Genomic DNA, 18,508 nt, shown 5'->3' with positions numbered 1-18,508 from the left:
ACTTATTTGGGGAAGAGAAGATTCTGGATAGGACGTATTTGTTGGACAGATACCCGGTAGTCTGTGGGCATGAAGACTCTGGACCTGAATCTACTGCCCCAACTTCAGGTGCTGCTTGAACTGCGAAACGTCTCCAAGGCAGCCGAGCGGCTCCGTTTGAGCCAGCCTGCTACGAGCGCTGCCCTAGCCAGGCTGCGGCGGCATTTCGACGACGAACTCTTGGTCCGCAACGGACGAAAGTACATCCTCACGCCGTTTGCTCAGTCGCTCGTCCCACTGGTGGACGAAGCGATGGTGCACGTCCAGAGGGCCACGCTGGTCCGATCAGGATTCGACGCCACCACAAGTGAACGGGAATTTGCGATCGCGGCCTCGGACTATGCGGCGGCTCTCATCGTGGGCCCGCTGCATAAAATCCTGCGGGAAGAGGCACCCAGCGTCACCGTGGACATCGTCCCCATGACAGGACTTCACGGCACCATGGCCGATTATTCAAAGCTGGACCTTCTCGTTGGACCTACCGGTTACAAGATGGAGGGGGAAACAAAGCAGCTGTTCAGGGACAGTTTTGTGGCCATCATGGACGCCGCAAACCCTGTTGTGCAGCTGCCGGGAATCACCCTGCAAGATCTGGTGACCGTCCCGCACGCGGTGGGTTACTTCGGGGAGGGAATCAGCACCCCGGCTGACAAGCTGTTCGAGTCCCGGGGAGTTCGACGCCGTGTGGCAGCTGTGGTGGCAGGTTTCCTTTCGCTGCCGCTCTTGGTTGCAGGAACAGACTTGGTGGCGCTGGTACCGCGGATGCTGGCAGCCAGAGCCCAGCGAGGGGCGAACATCGAGGTCTTGGAGTTCGAGGCAGAACTCGAAGCGTCCCTGGTGGAGGCCTTGTACTGGCACCCATCACGAACTGAGGATCCGGCCAACGTTTGGTTGCGTTCGGTGGTTCAGCGCGCTTGCTCGCAACTCCACCAGTTGTTCCCGGTGAGCACGCACCCGCAGTTGATTGCTCAGCACGCGTCGTGAATGTGGAAGGCTTGAGAAATGGACAGCTGGGAACCCAAGAAACCACCCGTTGCTGGGAACGAACACCCTTGGCGCGACATTGATCTCGATGTGTACGAGCGGCACATGAGCGACTCCCGGGTCGGGCAGCTTCAGCAGCTGAACCTCATCACGCGGGATCAACTCGCTGCATACCCGGCGGCATCAGTCGGTGTTTTGGGTGTCGCCGGAGGTAACGGGCTTGACCTCATCGACCCGGGAACCATTGATGCGGTCTTCGGCTACGATATCAACGCCGAATACTTGGCAGTGTGCCAACTGCGGTATGGACCGGTTTTCGGTGACAAACTGCACCTCATTGAGGCATCCGTCGAGGGATCGTTGGCGATTGACCGGGTGGATCTCCTCATCGCCAACCTCATCATTGAGTACGTTGGCGTTGATGGATTCGCGGCGTTTGCCGCCACGAATGCCGGTGTCATTGGTGTTATGTCGTGCGTGACTCAGAGCAACCACGCGGCCGGCTTCGTGAGTACCACGGATTACGCCTCGGCGTTTGACGGCCTCGGCTCCATCTCCACGGACGTTGATCCCGAAGATCTGAACACGGCCATGCTGGATGCTGGGTTCCTGGCGCTGGGTCGCATTGCTTATCCACTGCCGAACGGAAAGACATTCATCCGCCAGGATTACCGTCCCACGGCGAGCTAGAAACTCTCTCGGCTCAGTTGTGTTGCAAGTCAGCGACGTCAATTAATGCACGACGACGCGACCCACCTTGCCTGCGGCGGTTGACGCCCTGCCGGGTGTTAACCGCCAAACCTAGCGCGGGTTTACTCCTCGATTTCGCCGCCGAAGGTACGGAGGTGCCCTGCCACCGAAGATTGCGTGCCCTGGAAGAGCTTCATGCCATCAGCGGATACTGTGCACAGTTGGACGCGGAGGCCCTCAGCTGAAGTTTGAAGCATTGGAGTTCGTGACCACTGTGACTTCGGGGGCTCCTAAGTCATCATGCCAAGTCGGCTTATGCCCCTAATGCTGAAGCCGCCCGCAGATGTCGTCCACCAGCACGGGAGGGGAGAGCTTGAAATCCGCGAGGACGTGCCTTTCATCCGACCCCAGCGGTTCCAGGGTGCTGAGTTGTGAGTCGAGGAGGCTGCTCGGCATGAATTCGTGGTCGCGGGCGTTCATGCGGGCCAGGAGGGTTTCGCGGTCACCATTGAGATGGACGAACACGACGTCGGGCGCATGCTGCCGCAGCAGGTCCCGGTAACTGCGTTTCAGCGCCGAACAAGCGATGATCAGCGGCTCCCCGGCGTCTTGTGACTGGCGTAGCGAGCGGCCGATTTCCTCAAGCCAAGGCCTCCGGTCATCGTCATCCAGCGGAATTCCCGCACCCATTTTCGCCTTGTTGGCGGCAGGGTGAAGATCATCTCCATCCTGGAAGTGCAGACCCAGACGTTCGCTTAACAATGAGCCCATGGTCGATTTGCCGCAGCCGGCGACTCCCATGACAACAATCGGCGGAAGGGGTTCATGTCCCATGTCGAGGGTCCTTTCGGGGGGTCTGCCGGGCTGACATCTCTGCCTTACGCACGACATGAGATCAACTTCACAATTGAGAATAGTTTCGCAAATAGCAACGCTGTCGTCAAGGCTTCATGAAGCTCCTTGACGGCCCGCTCAATATGAGAAAAGATTCTCATATCTTTTCGAAGTCGCGACCCCAAGACGAACCCACAAAGGGAGCAAGACGTGTCCACGGAATATGACATGGAAATCCATGCGCTGCCTGAGCCCTTCCTGGCTGACTACTACGCCGAGTTGTCGCCGGAAGACAAGGCGCCATACGTCGTTGGACGGCTTGAATCCCGCGCTGCTGCCCATCGTAGTGCTGTCAGAAACAGTGCTCAGGAGGCCTGGATCGGACTGCTGCCTGATTCGGTGAGCACCGTACTTGGCATCGTTTGCGACGACAGCCCATTCCTTGTGGACTCGGTCCTGGCCGAGTTGACGCGTCGCCGTTTGGGCATTCGACTCGTCGTGCATCCCCGGTTCGCAGTGCTTCGGAACGCAGACGGTGCCGTCACGGACATCCAGCGGGCTTCCTCTCGGTTGGGAGAGGGCGCTGAGTCGTGGATTGCCGTGGAGCTACGCGAGCTCCTCCCCGCCAAGGAATCAGCCAGCCTGCTGGAATCCCTCCGGCGCGTCCTCGCAAACGTGAAAGCAGCCACCAGTGACTGGGGTTCCATGCGCAACAAGCTGGGGGAGGTGGCCAGGGGTCTCCCCAGCCACGATAAGGCCCGAAACCTCATGAAATGGCTCGGCCGCAATCATTTCGTCTTTATCGGCTACAGGGAGTATGCCTTGGAGAGAGGTGAATCGGTGGATCGTTTGGTGGCCATTGCGGGAACAGGGCTTGGTATCCTCCGTAACCCGGGCGATGCAGGAGTTGAGCCTCCGCGTGTCCTGACCGGCGCCGCCCGTGACTCGGCTCGGGCGCCGGTTGCCCCCGTCGTCACTAAGGCCCGCTCCCGCTCCACGGTCCACCGCGACTCCCATTTGGACTACATCGGAGTCAAGAAGTTCAACGCTGCGGGCGAGGTGACCGGCGAGCACCGTTTCCTCGGGCTTTTCACCTCCAATGTCTACAACGGTCCTGTGGACAATATTCCCGTCGTCGCGGAAGTCATCAGCGGGGTTATGACCCGCAGCGGACTGGACCCGTCCAGCCACTCGGGGCGGCAACTCTTGGCGATCCTGGAAACCTATCCACGCGACGAACTGTTCCAGATCGGTGTTGAAGAGCTGTTCCATATCTCAGGAAACATCATGCGGATGCAGGAGCGCAGGCTTTCACGAGTATTCCTGCGGCACGATGCCTACGGCAGATTCGTGACGGTGCTCGTCTACCTGCCGCGGGACCGTTACAACACGGCAGTCCGCGTGCGGATTGAGCATGAACTGCGCGAGGCGTACGGCGCCATCGACATAGAACACGAGGCCCGCGTCAGCTCGTCGGCCCTCGCACGTATCTTCTTTACGGTGTGGACGGACGGCACCAGCGGGATTGATGAAGCCGTGATCGCGGGCCGGGTCAACAGTGCGGTGAGGTCATGGGCGGAAGGCGTCCAAGATGCCCTGAGGTCAAGTCGTTCCGCAGCCGAAGCGGAAGTCCTCGCCAAGCGATGGGGCGAGGCGTTCCCGCCGGAATACCAGGTCCGGTACAGCGTGGAAGAGGCCAGTCAGGACATTGAACGGTTCCATGAACTCGGCGTGGATGATAGCACGACGGCGGCACGACTTTACGTTGACCCCGTGACGGACGCATCGACTGACTCGAGTGGACGCATTCGCCTCTATCTTCGCCGTCCGGAGAGCCTCAGCCGCATCCTGCCGTACTTTGAGCATCTGGGCCTGGAGGTGCTGGAAGAACGTCCACACGAAATCGTTGATTCCCGCGGCGCGGCGTTCTACCTGTATGACCTCCTGGTGGCCAAGCCCACGGATGTTTATTCGTCCGACGCATGGGATCTGGTGCCGGGAACTTTCCGCGCCGTATTGGGTGGGGAGGCCGAATCGGACCAGCTCAACAGCTTGGTCCTGCTGCAGGGATTCCAGTGGCGCACCGTGGCGTTGTTGCGCAGTTATGTGAAGTACCTCCGGCAGCTCGGGACGTCGCATTCCTTTGAGTTTGTGGCTTCGACGTTGCAGTCGCACCCGGAGGCCGCGAGGTCGCTGGTTGGTTTGTTCGCCGCGAAGTTCGACCCCGATCATGTGGGTGACCGGGCTGACGCCGTGGTTGCCGCCGAAGCAGCCGTCGCCACAGCCATGGACCACGTAGCCACCCTGGATGCGGCGTTCGTACTGGAGGCTCTGGCCTCCCTGGTCAAGGCGACGGTGCGCACCAACTTCTACCAGGTCAAAGCGCACATCAGCACCAAGTTCGATCCCACGGGTATCGCGACGCTGCCCAGCCCGCGACCGGCACATGAGATCTGGGTCTACTCCCCGCGGGTGGAAGGTGTCCATCTTCGTTTTGGACTGACGGCCCGCGGCGGACTGCGATGGTCGGACCGGCAGGAAGATTTCCGCACCGAAGTCCTGGGACTGGTCAAAGCGCAGACCGTCAAGAATGCAGTGATTGTTCCCGACGGCGCCAAGGGCGGCTTCTACGCCAAGTTCGCTGCAGACATGGGAGACCGTGCGGAGCAGTTAGCCGAGGGGCAGGAATGCTACCGGACCTTCATCCGCGGCCTGCTGGATGTCACCGACAATATTCGTTTCGTGGACGGCGAGCGGCAGGTTGTAGCCCCACCGGACGTAGTGAGGTACGACGGCGACGATTCCTACCTTGTGGTAGCGGCGGACAAGGGGACGGCCTCTTTCTCGGACATAGCCAATGACGTCGCTGCCAGCTATGACTTTTGGTTGGGGGACGCCTTCGCTTCCGGGGGCTCGGTGGGTTATGACCACAAGCGCATGGGCATCACGGCGCGCGGTGCGTGGGAATCGGCAAAGATTCACTTCAGCGAACTTGGTCTGGACCCCCGGAGCACGGACTTCACGGTTGCCGGCATCGGCGACATGAGCGGAGACGTCTTCGGCAACGGGATGCTGCTTTCGCAGCACGTCCGACTGGTAGCGGCTTTCGACCACCGGCACATCTTCCTGGACCCGAATCCGGACGCGGCATCATCTTTCCTGGAACGCGCAAGGCTGTTCGCGCTGCCGCGCTCCAGCTGGGCAGATTACGACGGTTCGTTGATCAGCGACGGCGGCGGGGTGTGGCCGCGGACAGCCCGCGCCATTCCAATCCATCCGGCCGTCCGCGCAACACTTGGCCTGGACCCTGCCACCGAGTCCATGAGTCCGCCGGCCCTCCTGCAGGCAATCCTGAAGGCTCCCGTCGACCTTCTCTACAACGGCGGCATCGGAACCTACATCAAGTCCGGCACGGAAAGCCATGCCGACGCCGGGGACCGGGCAAACGACTCCATCCGGGTCGACGGCAGCCAACTCCGCGCCCGCGTGGTGGTGGAAGGCGGCAACTTGGGCGTCACCCAGGCGGGTCGCGTTGAAGCAGCCCTGTCAGGAGTCCTCATCAACACTGATGCAATCGATAACTCGGCCGGCGTGGATTGCTCCGACCATGAGGTGAACATCAAGATCCTGGTTGATCAGAACATCAGGGCCGGGGAACTGCCGGCAGCTGAGCGAACGGCGTTCCTGGAAGCCCTTACGGACGAGATCGCAGAATTGGTGCTGACTGACAACGTAGCCCAGAACGTCCTGCTCCTGACCGACAGAAGGTTCCCTCCGGCGTCGTTCCCTAACTATGAACGGCTGATGCAGTCCCTTGAGGGCCGGGGCGAATTGGACCGCGAGCTGGAATACCTCCCCAGTACTCAGTCGTTGGAGGAACGGATCTCCCAAGGCAAGGGCCTTACTTCCCCGGAGTTGTCGGTCCTGGCCGCTTATGCCAAGAACACTCTGGCCAACAGTATCCGGAGGAGTCCGCTCGTTAAGGACCGCTACCTGACCAAGTTCCTGAACGGGTATTTCCCTGGTCCCGTGGTGGACAGGCTTGGAGAGGGGATTGAACAGCACCCGCTCCGCGAGGACATCATCGCAACAATCCTCGCTAATGATGCGATCAACATGGGCGGTGTGACAGCGGTCTTCAGGCTCATGGAGGAGACCTCGGCCGATGAGACGGCCGCCGTTAAAGCCTTTGTCATTGCCAGTGAATTGTTCGGGCTCAGGGACCTCTCCGTGGGTTTGGTTCACCTCTGTGCAGACCTGCCGGCCGAAAAGTGGAGCCGGATCTATTTGGACATCCGGCGTGTTCTGGACCGCGCCATGCGCTGGTTCATTCAGTACGATCATCAGCGTCCCATCGAAGAATGCGTAAGGCTGTACCGGCCGGTGGTAGAAGCGCTCCGCGGACGCTTGCCCGAACTCCTGATGGGAACCGACAAAGCGGACGTTGCCGCTCTGCAGGACCAAGCACTTGAGTGGGGGCTGCCATCGCAGATTGGAAGGACATGGGCAGAACTGCGGGAGGCGTTCACGCTGCTGGACGTCGCCCGGGTCCAGCAAGTCACGGGCCGGCCCTTGGACGCCATCGCACCGGTCTACTTCACTGTCCGCAACCGTTTCGGGATTGAGGGTTTACTGGAACGCGTGGACAACCTGCCACGCTCCACCAAGTGGCAGGCCATGGCCAGGGCGACGCTGCGGGACGACGTGTCCGGCGTCGTGCCTGAACTGACGGTCGCCGTCCTGGGCCTCGGCGACGAAACGCCCGGCGCCGACAGCGTTACCGTATGGGAGCAACTGCACCATAGGCGTCTTGACGAATCGGAGCGGTTGGTTGAATTGGCTCCGCCGGGCAGCTTTGAGGCACTTTCTGCCTATGTGGGCACCCTCAGGAAGGCAGCCCGGGCGTGAAATGGGCTCTAAGCATAACTGACGGGCGGGACTGGCACGCCCGTGAGTTCAGTGAGCGCGACCCCTCCTGGCGCAAGAGCAGCCAGCGGGGGCTCGTGTGCCTGGGCTGCGGCTCGCCGGCGTTCTTCCGCGCCCCGTCACGAAAGAAGACGCCTGCATTCGGGGCCAAGCACAAGGACGGCTGCGAGCTCCTGAAGGAAGCGTGGGGCGCATTCAGATATCTCCAATAATCATGAGACTCCTTAATCAAATGAGAAACTTTTCTTGCTTTTATGTGAGCTGGACCATAGGATTAAGACAAGAACCAGAGACAACGCCGGAGGCACGTTATGTTGCGCATCGTTGGACAACCCGCAGAAGACCGTTCACGCCGGAGCCGATTAGTTGCCGGCACCGGAAGCCATTGCCCGATCAGTGGCATCTGGGCGCCCGCCGGGAAGGCGGAAAAGGGCTTGCGGTTACTGGAAGGCAGCATCATGCCGGTGCACGATAACTCCGCCGTTGACTGGCAGCTGGTCCAGGGCCTCACGCGCCGTGACCTACGTAGCTGAAGCCCGGCCCCGTCGCCGCACAACGCCTGCAAAGCCCCGTTTGAACCGCGTGGAAATGCGCCTCTCCGAGTCCCGGGTGACGCGGGCGTGCATCGATAGCCGTGTTCGTACACTGCTGAGCCAGCGGAATGAGGCAATTGCGGCCGCTTTAGCAGACAAAGTGTCCTTGTCTGCGATTTCCACTGTGGTGGGAATCAGGGCGGCGGATGTAAAGCGGCTCGGTGGCGCCTACCACGACCTGCACTTTTCGGGAATTCGGCATGATTGGCACCTCACGCGGCTGTCCGCCATCGTCCGCCAACTGGATGCTGCGTTGGAAGACAAAGAGCAAAGTGCGCAGAAACTCCGGCGCGACGTACTGGAGGGCCTGGAATCAGGCCGTCTGGACATCTTCCGTGTCGCAGCTCTGACGGCACTGCCGGCGGAGCGGATCCGTGAACTCATGCGGCCTGCAGCTGCTCACTGAGCCTGGTTGACTAACCCTGCTCGCGGTTCTCGCTCCAACCCGCCAGCGCGCCCCTGAGTGCAGAGATGAGCCTGGCGGTGACTTGGTCCTTGGTCAAACCCACAGTATTGATAAGGTCCAGGATTTCGCGTGGATCAAAGAGGATGTTCCAGAGGAACATTGCTTCGTCGCCGATGGGCGGCAGTCCCAGTTCCTCGACGGCTTCGCGCAGAGGTCGCTCCAAAGCATCCGCCTGAACCGTCAGGTAGTAGGCACCCGTGCGGAGCCGGGCAAGGTATCCCTCGCCGGAACGGGTGTAGAGCATGGCTCCGCCATGACGGGTGACCAGGTCAACCCACTTGCGGCTGACCGCCGTCAAAAGCTCGACGCCGGACATCTCCTGCTGCTTCAGGCTGTAGTCGCGCAGCTTCTCGCCGACGCCAAACCGGTACTCTGCCAGGATGTCCTCGACTGAAGCGAAATGCCGGTAAGCGGTGGCAGTGGATATTTCCGCTTGCTTGGCAACATCGGTCATGCTGATGGTTACGCGACGGGACGCGAAAAGTTGTCCCGCTGCCTTGACCAGTTGCCTGCGGTTGCGCTGTGTGTCACTACGCATTGATGGGTGCCCTTTCGTCAACTCATAGCTTAGGTCCTGGAAGCCGACCAACCGGTGAGGGCAGCGGTGAAAGTCCTGACCAGTCGTGCGGACACTTGCTCCGCAGTGAGGTTCAGGCTCCCGATGAGATCGTAGATTTCCCGGGGGTCGAAAAAGCCATTCCATAGGAAGAGCGCTTCATCGCCTGGGTGCTGGATGCCCAGTGCCCGGGAGGCCTCCTCCAGGGGACGTTCCAATGCTTCAGCTTGTACTGTCAGGTAGTAGGCGCCCGCCCTGACCCGCGCGAGGTAGCCTTCCGCTGATCGTGTGTGAACCATGGACGCCCCGTGCCGGACCACCAAACGGACCCATTTGTGGCAGACAGCGTTCAACAGCTCCAGCCCTTCGGCCTCTGAAGCCCGGCTGAACTCCAAGAGCTCCCGGCCCACTTCAAAGCGGTACGAGGCAAGCACATCGTCAACAGAGGCGAAGTGGCGGTAGGCGGTAGCTGTCGAGATGCCGGCTTCAGCAGCGATTTCGGACATGGTAGCCGAACGGCCGGCTCCGAAGAGCCGGCCGGCCGCGTCCACCAAAAGCTTCCGGTTTCGCTGCATGTCGATCCGCAGCCCGGCCGGTGGGTCGAGAACTGTCATGGGTACCTACTTGAGCGCCGCAAGACCGGCGGCGATGCGTTCGACGCCGAGTGAAATCGCCTCGGCACTGGCAGCGTAGGAGAGGCGAAGGTGATGTTCACCGTTCCGACCAAACTCGCTGCCCGGGCGGACTGCTACGCCGTACTCGCGCAGGTGTGCAACCATCTGCGCTGCCGGCATATCGATGTCGTACTTCGGGAAGAGGTAGAACGCCCCTTCAGGGGAGCTGACCGTGAGTCCCGGAATCCTGCTGAGGCCCTCAAACATCAGTTCGCGGCGCACCGCGTAAGAAGCATGCATGCGCTCGATGTCGGGGCCGCAGGTCCTGAGGGCCGTCAGGGCAGCGAGCTGGACCGCGGTGTTCATTGAACCGTTGAAGGTGTTGTGAACGCGGGCGGCAGATGCGATGACATCCGAGGGGCCCCAGAGGTAGCCGACTCGCCAGCCCGTCATGGCATAGCTCTTGGAGAATGTCTGGCAGTAGATGGTCCTACCCGCCAGGCCCGGTATTTCCAAAGCGGAAGTAAAGGGTTCAGGCGTGTAAACGAGATCGCTGTAGGCCTCGTCGGACAGAACCAGGGTGTCCGTGCCCGCCACCATGTCCGCCAACGCTTCCAGCTCCTGGCGGGAGTGGACGATGCCGGTGGGGTTGGAAGGGTTGCAGAAGACGAACATCTTGGCCCCTTCAAGTGCTGCGGCCAGGGCTTCAAGGTCCCAGTGAAGGTCCTCAGCAAGTGGGACAGGCACGACGGTTCCGCCGGCCATGCTGACCAGGTCCGCGTACAGGGAGTAGGTGGGGTCCGGGATGACCACCTTGTCTCCCGGGTTCACGATGCCGAGGATCGCGGCGGAAAGGCCTGCGGTTCCGCCCTGGGTGATCAGGACATCGCTGGGGCTGGCCACTTCGCCGAGGAGCTGGCCGATACGGGCGGACAGCTCCTCGCGAAGCACCAGCTCGCCGAGCAATGGCGAGTAATGGGTGTGCCCTTCTTCCAGGGCACGGGCCGCAGCAGCGCGGACCTGTTCGGGGGTATCGAAGTCTGGTTCGCCCATGGCCAGCGACACGAGGTCACCTTTGGACTGGGGCTGCTGGACGCGCAACGACGTGCGCTGGACCCGCAGCACGGCCTCGGAAGGCTGGAACGCTGCGATGGCGGTGGTTGGTTCAAGGGTCATGACAGTCCTGCTTCGAGTCGTTGGGAGGGTGGCGGCTTGGCCGGGTGCGTAGAGGCGCCGGGGTTTCACGGACGGGGCAGGTCTTCTGCGGGCGCGCCTGTCCAGCGGCTGATTTCGATGTCCCCGGAGGTGTCGCGTTGCACAGTAGGTGCAATGACGAGCTCCTGGACCACAGTGCGCTGTGGCAGCGTGGCTACGAGGTGGATGGCACGGGCCACGTCCTCCGGCTGGACCATGGCGTCGCGCTCTTCAGCCTTGGGTGGACGGGCTCGGTTGTCGAGAATCGGAGTGGCTGTCTCGCCCGGAAGAATGGTGATGGCGCGCAGCCCTTCATTGCGGAAGGTGTTGTGCAGGTACGTCATGAAGTTGCGGACCGCTGCCTTGGCAGCGCCATAGGCCGCACCCCCCAGCAGGTTGGGATTGACCGCTGCCAAAGACGAAACTGTAATGATGGTGCCGGTGTTCCGGGCGAGCATGTCCGGGAGTACTGCCTGAGTGAGGAGGTAGACGGCGTTGAGGTTGACGTCCAGGACCTCGTTCCATTCTTCCTGGCTGATCCAGCGGACGTTGAGGACCTTGCTGGCACTGCCGGCGTTGTTGACCAGGATGTCCACCGGACCAACGTTTTCGCTGACCCAGGCCACCAGGGTGTCTACGTCGTCCTTGGATGCGATGTCCGCAGCGCGGGGGTGGACGGTGCCGCCGTCGGCTTTGATTCCCGCCGCGACCTCTTCCAGGACGGATAGCCTGCGCCCCACCAGCACCACGTGCGCTCCTTCGGCTGCGAGCAGTTCCGCGGTGGAGCGGCCCATGCCCGTTCCTGCGCCCGTGATTACGGCGACCTTGCCTTCAAGAAGTCCCATTATTTACGTTCCTCGGGTCTGGTTGGTAGAGAGATTCGAATCACATATGCGAAAAGTTTCTCATTTAGTTTACGTGAGCGTCAAGTACCTCGGGGGCGTGACGCGCTTCAGGCCGCTTCCTGCGCCGCGACCGGCCGTGAGTGATGTGGCAGATCGATGGCGCTGAAAAGGCTCTGCACGCGCGATTCCAAGAGGTTCAACCGGCGCTGGGACTCGTGCTGGCTTTCGACAGCCTCTTCTTGGCTCACCCAGCGGAATCTCATGCGCTGGCCGGGCCGGGCTTGTCCCAACATGGGAAGCGAGGCCTTGGTGGCGAAGGCGACAATGGGGTAGCCGGCGGTGAGGGTTCGGTAACGGCCCAAGATGATGAGTTCGTCTCCGTGCGGAATTTCGAAAGCGCCGATGGGCACACCGTGGGACACGATCTCACCGAGCCCTTCCGGATGCACCACCGGCCCATCAAGCCGCAGCCCTACGTGGTTGGATTTCGCCGTCACCGTGTACTCCCGTGCGGCGAGTAATTCCCTGATTCCGTGTGCAGCATCAGTTTCGGGGCCTTCAACAATGTCGATGGTCCACACCGGGTGATCGAACGAAGGAACAGGTACGGGGAGGCGGAACAACGGCTGCGTCAGGTAAGGGTGCTCGAAGCCTGCGTAGGCCGTGATGAGGTTCAGGTGCTGCCCGGCAGAGATCTGCTGGGGAAAGCCCATCCGTGCTTCCGGTGCGGTGCTGCCCATGAAATGGTCGGCGACCACGGTGCCGCTGAAGGCGAGGTAGTTGCGCATGCCGCCGTGGGCGTTGGCGATGACCACCCGGCCTTTCGCGGGGACGCACACCGGTTCCCACATCTGTACTTTGCTGCCGTTGACAGTGACATCCGCGGGCGCCCCCGTGACCGAGATCAGCAAGGGCTTTGAGGTGGTGAAGGAGAACCGGCCACCCATGATTTCGATGCCGGTGGCATTCCGCGGATTGCCCACCAGGATGTTGGCCACGGACGCGGAGTGCTGGTCCGCCGCCCCGCCGCAGGGGACACCCAAGGCCTCGGACTGCTCCCTGCCCAAATCCTGGAAGGTCGCCAGCCAAGCGGCCTCACGGATTTTGATGGTGACGCTTCGTTCGGACGCCGGCATCAGTGTTCCCCCTTGGTGGTGTCGGAATCGGCACGTAGGAACCGTCCTTCGAGCCGTTCCCATTCACTTTCCGGGACCACCTTGAACCGGACGGTGTCGCCGGGCTTGAAGGAGGTGGGCGGGTTCTCCCGGATGTCACAAATGGTCAGGGGGGTGCGCCCGATGACCTTCCACCCGGTCGGTCCGGGGAACGGCTGGATGATGGCATTGGTTCCGGCCACCATCACGGATCCTGGGTCCACATTGGTGCGTGGTTCCTTGCACCGGCTGACCTGTCCGGGAAACTGCACCCTGCCGATCATGGGCGCCATGGCTGAGGCCAGAAGGTTGATGTTCAATTCCGAGGCCTCGAGGTGTCCCAGGACGGCCTCCTTGCTGATGCCTAGCTCTTCCGCCACGTCCGTGAGATCCGGTGCAAACGATTCGTTGATCACCATGGGAATGGTGAAGTGCTTCCCGAGGTGGGCTGGCCCGTCGCCTTCGAAGCCCCTACTTGCCGCGGCCAGCCGGATGGTTTGCGCCAGCTGGGTGTGGCTGACGGTGAGACAGTCGAATTCCACCAGGATGGAATCAACGCCAGCCACGACGTCCAGCAGACCGTGAGGACGCACATTCAGCAGGATTTCGCGCAGCCCGCGGCTCCCGGACTGACGTTCCTCTGCGGTCCCGGAAGCCAGACTGACCATCAGCGCCGAGTCGCCGAAGGGAACTGCTTTGATGTCGGTTGTCTCCGATGCCGGGCTCAGCTGTCCGGGAGCTGGGTGCGTACTCATGTGTCCTTGGGTGCTCGGTAGTAGGTGCGCGGCTGAATCAGACCGTTGCCAGGCGGGCTTTTTCGGCCAGCACTTCCTGCAGCCCGGTGGCCTTGACGCCGGCCTGGTCCAGAGCGGCGCGAAGGGCTGTGCCGTTCTCCAGCACCTGTGGGTGGTCACCGTGGAGGAGGACGACGTCGGCGTCGTGGCCGAGCGGGACCACCTTGCCGGTGACGGCGCGAACCGTGCCCTCGGTGACAACCTGGACCACACGGCGCCCGATCTCCTCGGGATCGTGGAGGAGAGCACCCTCGGTGTTGCGGGAAACGGGCATACCGTCTTCGCCATAGCCGCGGTCGGCCAGGAAGACGTAGCCCACCTCGAGTCCGCGCTTGCGGGATTCATCGGCCAGGAGACCGTTCTGGCAGATCACGATGTACGACGGATCGTAGGCTTTGATGGCATCGGTGATGGCGCGCGCGTGCTTCGCGTCAGTCTGGGCGATGCTGCCCATGCGGCCGTGCGGGGCGACGTGGCTGATCTTGCCGCCGTGAATGCGGGCAAAAGCGTCCAGGGCCCCGATTTGGTAGAGGACATCCGTCCGGATTTCCTCTTCACTGGCTTCGATGAGGCGGCGTCCGAAGCCCACCAGGTCCGGGTAGCCGGGGTGCGCGCCCAGTTCGATTCCGCGCTCGAGGCAGGCCTTGACGGTGGTGTCCATGACTCGCGGGTCTCCGGCGTGGAAGCCGCAGGCGATGTTGGAGGCGGTGACCAGGCCCAGCAGGGCGTCGTCATCGCCGATGGTGTAGTTTCCGTAGCTTTCGCCGAGGTCGGCGACGACAGCGACTGAATTGATGCCCAAGGTGACTCCCAATGGTTTCGTTGTAGTGCTTTATGGTCCAACGACGGCGGCCGGTCGGCAATGGCGGCAGGCCGCCGTCGTGCGTGTCTTGTTAGTGGGTGGCGAGAGGCTGTCCCTTGGTCTCCTTGAGGAAGAAGATGGAGACCAGAGTGATGATGGCCGTTCCGATCGCGGCGTAGGCCGGGACCATGCTGTTGCCGGTGCTCTTGATCAGCTCGGTCATCACCAGCGGAGCGCTGCCGCCAAAGATGATGGTGCTGATGCTGAAGCCAATGCTGTAGGCGCTGTAGCGGACGGTCGTGGGGAACATTTCGGTCAGGACCGTGTGGACCACGGCGGCGTGCCCGGAGAATGCGATGGCCATGACAACAGTTGCTACACAGGCCAGGGTCATGTTTCCGGTGGTGATCATGGCGAACATCGGGTAGGAAACCAAGGCCATGAGCACTGCCGAAAGCATCAGGACGGGCTTGCGGCCGATGCGGTCGGACAAACGGGCCATGAGCGGGATGGCGATGATGATGGCAACAAGGCTGACGGCCGTGACCATGAGGGCCTGCAGCATGCTGAAGTTGTTGCCGCTGCCCAGCTGAGTCTTCAAATACGTGGGCATGTATGCGAACAGCAGGTAGTAGCCGGGACCGTTCACGGCGGGCAGGAAGATGGTCAGGGCGATGGCCTTGAGGTGGCGCTTGGAGGTGAACACGGCTCGCAACGGGTTACGTTCCACAACGTTGCGTTCACGCAGTGCGGCAAAGTGCGGGGTGTCTTCCATCTTGGAACGGATGTAGAAACCTACGTAGCCCAGGGGGAGCGCGAACAGGAACGGAATGCGCCAGGCCCAGGCTTCCATGGTGGCGTCACCCAAAGTGGTGATGAGCATGGCGGAGAAGCCGCTGCCGAAGAGGAGGGCGCAGAAGGAGCCCACCGCGATGAAGCTCATGGAGAAGTTGCGGTGCTTGTCGTGGGCATACTCGCCAACGAAAGCCATGGCGCCTGCCACTTCACCGCCCGCCGAGAAACCCTGGAGGATGCGGAAGAGGATCAGCAGTGCCGGGGCAGCCCAGCCGATCACGGAGGACGACGGGATGAGGCCGATGCAAGCCGTGGCGCCGGAGATCAGGAGCAGGAGTACGGCCAGCAGGTTCTTGCGTCCAAGCTTGTCCCCGAGGTAACCGGCGATGACGCTGCCAAAGGGGCGGGCCAGGAAGCTCACCAGGAAGCCGACATTGGTCAGCAGCAGCGAACCAAGGTCCTTGGAACCCATGATGTTGATGGCCAGGTACGTGGTGAGCAGACCGTAGATTCCGTAGTCATACCATTCCACGAAGGAGCCCATGGTGCCGGCCAAGGTTGCCTTGCGCACCACCTTGCCGTCAGCGGTGACGACCTTGATTTGAGCGGTGTTCAGTGTCACTGATTCCGTCGATGTGTTAGTCATTGCGGGTTCTCTCAGTCTAAGCGGGGTCCCGTTGGGGGAGTAGGGGAGGACTAGCTGTATTCGCGGGTGATCTCGGCAGTCATCTCGGCCTCATGGATTGCGACGGCCTTGACCAGCTCGAGGATTTCGGCCGCACGGGCCTGGGGGATGATGACGACGCCGTCATCATCTGCGGCGACGATGTCACCGGCGGAGCAAACTATGCCGCCGATTGCCACCGGTTCGCCGATCACGCCGGGGCCGTTTTTGAACGGTCCGGCAGGGGTGGTTCCACGTGCGAAGACAGGGAACTTGATCTCGGTGATGGTTGCGCGGTCACGGATATAGCCATCGATAACTGCTCCGGTTGCGCCTGCGGCCTCGAAACGCTGGGAAAGTTGTTCGCCTACCAAGGCCCGGTGCTCGTGTCCGAAGCCGTTGATCACCAGGATGTCACCAGGCTCGATGTAGTTGAGGGACTCGATGACGGCGGCATTGTCGCCTGCCGCGCCGAGAACGGTCAACGCGGAACCCACACATTTGGCGCCGGCCCAGACCGGGTTGATGTTTCCGTCCACCATGCCCAGGCGTTCCATGGCGTCGCCAATATTGGCCACCGGGAACTCCTCAAACGCGCGGACCAGCTCCCGCGGCGGTCGGGTCCACTGAGCCTTGCGGACTGTGAGCTCGAGGGTCGTTGCCATGTCTTCCACCTTTGGTTGTTCCGGGTTCCGGATGAGTAGGACGCCTTGAGACGTCAATCACATATGAGAAAAGTTTCGCGTTTTTTCCCCACCACGTCAAGGCCCTTCTGTTTCCAGCGTGTAAAACATCGGCGTGGCGGGGGTCACTTGTGGGGGAACTCACAAAAAAGCGTTGACTTAGTCGATTCAATTAGAGAAACTCTTCTCATTCGCGAAAGTTATCGCAGATCAAATCCTTCCGTTTCTCCGCCAGATGCGCTCGCATCCGCAATGGCCAGAGACTCGAAGGCGACCAGGAGGCTCATCCCTATGCAAGGACGTTCCACTTTCATGGCAGCGGCGGCAACCGTCGCCGCCGCCGCGTTCCTTTTGACCGGTTGCACTACGGGCGGTCAGGCATCCTCCGGCGGCACCGGCGGGACAATGTCCACCGACACCATCAGGACTGCACTCAACGCCGACCCCACCACCTTCAATGCCGCCAAAGCCAACGCGAAGGACGACTACGAGGTAGCGCGCTTCCTGTTCGACACCGTGGTCCGCCGGGACGCCGACGGGAAGTTCATCGGCGGCCTGGCCACGGAATGGAAATCCACTGCCTCTGAAGCCACGCTGACCATCCGCAAGGATGCGACCTGTGCGGACGGCACAGCTATTACGCCCAGCATCGTGGCCAAGTCACTGAGCTACTTCGCCGATCCAGCCACCAAGAACAACTTCGGCAAGCTCGTCTTCGGCCCAGGCCAGCCCACCATTACCGGTGATGACGCCGCAGGCACCGTGGATATCAAGCTTGCACAACCGTGGTCCGAACTCATTGGCGGTTTGACGTTGGCTCAGACCGGTATTATCTGCCCGGCAGGCCTTGCTGATCTGGAGGGCCTGGCCAAAGGCAGCGTCAAAGGAGCCTTCTCCGGCCCGTACACACTGACGAAGTCCAGCCACGGCGTCAGCTACGACATGACCCTGCGTGAGGACTACAAGGCCTGGCCCCAATGGTCCAAACCGTTGGAGGGAACTCCAGCCAAGACCGTTCGGTTCTTCCCCGGCGTCAACAAGACAACGGTGGCCAACCAGCTCCTCACAGGCGAGATGGACGTCTCCGACATCGCACCCTCGGACGTCCAGCGTTTTGAAAGCAACAAAGACTATGCCGTCACCACAGTCCCGTTTGCCGGCATCTTCCTGCTCTTCAACCAGCGCGAAGGCAGCCCCTTCACGGATCCCGCACTGCGTAAGGCCGTGGCTCAGCTGATGAACCAGCAAGCCTTCAACTCTGCCGCCTACGCCGGAAAAGGCATTACCTACAACTCGATTGTCGCCCCTACCGTTCCGTGCGTTCTTCCGGACAATTCAAGCCTGACGCCCGAAGACGCCGCAGCTGCCAAGGCCGTGCTGGCAGGCAAGACATTCAAGATGGTGGGAACCACCAGCATCGGCCCGAACGGTGCAGGCAGCACCTACGTCCAGGAAGCACTCCGTGCTGCAGGGGCCACGGTGGAACTACAGCTCGTGGACAACGGAGCGTGGGCCACCATGACCCAGACCAAGCCCGAAACCTGGGACCTTACCGTCCAGGGTGACGCCAACTTCGTAGGGACCGTGGCAGCTTCCCTGACCCGTATCGCTGGAGTTCCCACCGAGAAGGGTGGCCGCAACATTGGCGGTGGCGAAAACGCCGACATCCTCGCGGACATCGCCACCGCCCAAGCTGCCACCGACGAAGGGGCCCGCTGCGACGCGTACACCAAAGCGCAGAAGAGCATCCTGAGCGACAACGACATCGTTCCGTTTGTCGGCGAGCCGCAGATCGTTGCGCAACGCTCCGGATTCTCCATCCAGGCGCCGTCGGGAATCGTCGACTACGCCACCATGCGCATCACTAAATAAGCA

General features: G+C 61.6%; 16 protein-coding genes. 5 read left to right on the top strand and 11 right to left on the bottom strand.

The window, feature by feature from the left end; all coding sequences use genetic code 11:
• The first annotated feature begins 69 nt into the window (after positions 1 to 69).
• Both ACIQH5_RS02680 and ACIQH5_RS02675 read left to right on the top strand, forming a co-directional pair.
• Positions 70 to 1,023: a LysR family transcriptional regulator gene (locus ACIQH5_RS02680; RefSeq protein ID WP_400400042.1), complete on the top strand. Its 954-nt coding sequence runs from the start codon at positions 70 to 72 to the stop codon at positions 1,021 to 1,023.
• 18 nt (positions 1,024 to 1,041) lie between these two features.
• Complete coding sequence (locus ACIQH5_RS02675; protein WP_400400041.1) at positions 1,042 to 1,713, top strand: hypothetical protein; 672 nt, start codon at positions 1,042 to 1,044, stop codon at positions 1,711 to 1,713.
• A gap of 122 nt (positions 1,714 to 1,835) precedes the next feature.
• Here ACIQH5_RS02675 and ACIQH5_RS02670 read toward each other — a convergent pair whose 3' ends face one another.
• Positions 1,836 to 1,970 (bottom strand): hypothetical protein, encoded by a 135-nt coding sequence (locus ACIQH5_RS02670; RefSeq protein WP_400400039.1) that lies wholly within the window; start codon positions 1,968 to 1,970, stop codon positions 1,836 to 1,838.
• 64 nt (positions 1,971 to 2,034) lie between these two features.
• The gene (locus ACIQH5_RS02665; protein ID WP_400400037.1) at positions 2,035 to 2,547 is read right to left on the bottom strand and encodes a gluconokinase; all 513 of its coding nucleotides are present in this window, start codon (positions 2,545 to 2,547) and stop codon (positions 2,035 to 2,037) included.
• Positions 2,548 to 2,757: 210 nt separating this feature from the next.
• On the opposite strand from ACIQH5_RS02665, the gene ACIQH5_RS02660 reads away from it, so the two are divergent.
• Both ACIQH5_RS02660 and ACIQH5_RS02655 read left to right on the top strand, forming a co-directional pair.
• Positions 2,758 to 7,455, top strand: a complete 4,698-nt coding sequence (locus ACIQH5_RS02660; protein WP_400400036.1) for an NAD-glutamate dehydrogenase — start codon at positions 2,758 to 2,760, stop codon at positions 7,453 to 7,455.
• Positions 7,456 to 7,989: 534 nt separating this feature from the next.
• A complete protein-coding gene (locus ACIQH5_RS02655) occupies positions 7,990 to 8,472 on the top strand; it encodes a hypothetical protein (protein WP_400400035.1) in 483 nt (160 codons plus the stop codon).
• Positions 8,473 to 8,482: 10 nt separating this feature from the next.
• Here the strand turns inward: ACIQH5_RS02655 and ACIQH5_RS02650 are convergent, their stop codons facing one another.
• The 9 genes from ACIQH5_RS02650 to ACIQH5_RS02610 all read right to left on the bottom strand — a co-directional run bounded on the left by ACIQH5_RS02650 (position 8,483) and on the right by ACIQH5_RS02610 (position 16,615).
• A complete protein-coding gene (locus ACIQH5_RS02650) occupies positions 8,483 to 9,070 on the bottom strand; it encodes a TetR/AcrR family transcriptional regulator (protein WP_400400033.1) in 588 nt (195 codons plus the stop codon).
• 29 nt (positions 9,071 to 9,099) lie between these two features.
• Positions 9,100 to 9,702, bottom strand: a complete 603-nt coding sequence (locus ACIQH5_RS02645) for a TetR/AcrR family transcriptional regulator (protein WP_400400031.1) — start codon at positions 9,700 to 9,702, stop codon at positions 9,100 to 9,102.
• Positions 9,703 to 9,708: 6 nt separating this feature from the next.
• Entirely contained in the window at positions 9,709 to 10,878 is a 1,170-nt protein-coding gene (locus tag ACIQH5_RS02640; protein WP_400400029.1) for a pyridoxal phosphate-dependent aminotransferase, read from the bottom strand.
• 65 nt (positions 10,879 to 10,943) lie between these two features.
• Positions 10,944 to 11,741, bottom strand: coding sequence for an SDR family oxidoreductase (locus ACIQH5_RS02635; RefSeq protein WP_253467912.1), 798 nt, complete (start codon positions 11,739 to 11,741; stop codon positions 10,944 to 10,946).
• 107 nt (positions 11,742 to 11,848) lie between these two features.
• Positions 11,849 to 12,877, bottom strand: coding sequence for a biotin-dependent carboxyltransferase family protein (locus ACIQH5_RS02630; RefSeq protein WP_400400027.1), 1,029 nt, complete (start codon positions 12,875 to 12,877; stop codon positions 11,849 to 11,851).
• On the bottom strand, positions 12,877 to 13,650 hold the full coding sequence (locus ACIQH5_RS02625; protein ID WP_400400025.1) for an allophanate hydrolase subunit 1: 774 nt from the start codon (positions 13,648 to 13,650) through the stop codon (positions 12,877 to 12,879). Before ACIQH5_RS02625 ends, ACIQH5_RS02630 begins: the two co-directional genes overlap by 1 nt.
• 37 nt (positions 13,651 to 13,687) lie before the next feature.
• Complete coding sequence (locus tag ACIQH5_RS02620) at positions 13,688 to 14,491, bottom strand: LamB/YcsF family protein (RefSeq protein WP_400400024.1); 804 nt, start codon at positions 14,489 to 14,491, stop codon at positions 13,688 to 13,690.
• A gap of 91 nt (positions 14,492 to 14,582) precedes the next feature.
• Complete coding sequence (locus tag ACIQH5_RS02615; RefSeq protein ID WP_400400023.1) at positions 14,583 to 15,932, bottom strand: MFS transporter; 1,350 nt, start codon at positions 15,930 to 15,932, stop codon at positions 14,583 to 14,585.
• A 50-nt stretch (positions 15,933 to 15,982) separates the two neighbouring features.
• Positions 15,983 to 16,615 carry an RraA family protein gene (locus ACIQH5_RS02610; RefSeq protein ID WP_400400022.1) on the bottom strand — a complete coding sequence of 211 codons (633 nt, stop codon included), beginning with the start codon at positions 16,613 to 16,615 and terminating at the stop codon, positions 15,983 to 15,985.
• Between the two features lie 309 nt (positions 16,616 to 16,924).
• On the opposite strand from ACIQH5_RS02610, the gene ACIQH5_RS02605 reads away from it, so the two are divergent.
• Positions 16,925 to 18,505: an ABC transporter substrate-binding protein gene (locus ACIQH5_RS02605; protein ID WP_400400020.1), complete on the top strand. Its 1,581-nt coding sequence runs from the start codon at positions 16,925 to 16,927 to the stop codon at positions 18,503 to 18,505.
• Positions 18,506 to 18,508 lie beyond the last annotated feature (3 nt).

It is taken from the genome of Paenarthrobacter sp. NPDC091711, from assembly GCF_044756605.1.
GTDB lineage: Bacteria > Actinomycetota > Actinomycetes > Actinomycetales > Micrococcaceae > Arthrobacter.
Note: the sequence above shows the minus strand (reverse complement) of the source record. Positions and strands in the feature narration are given on the sequence as shown.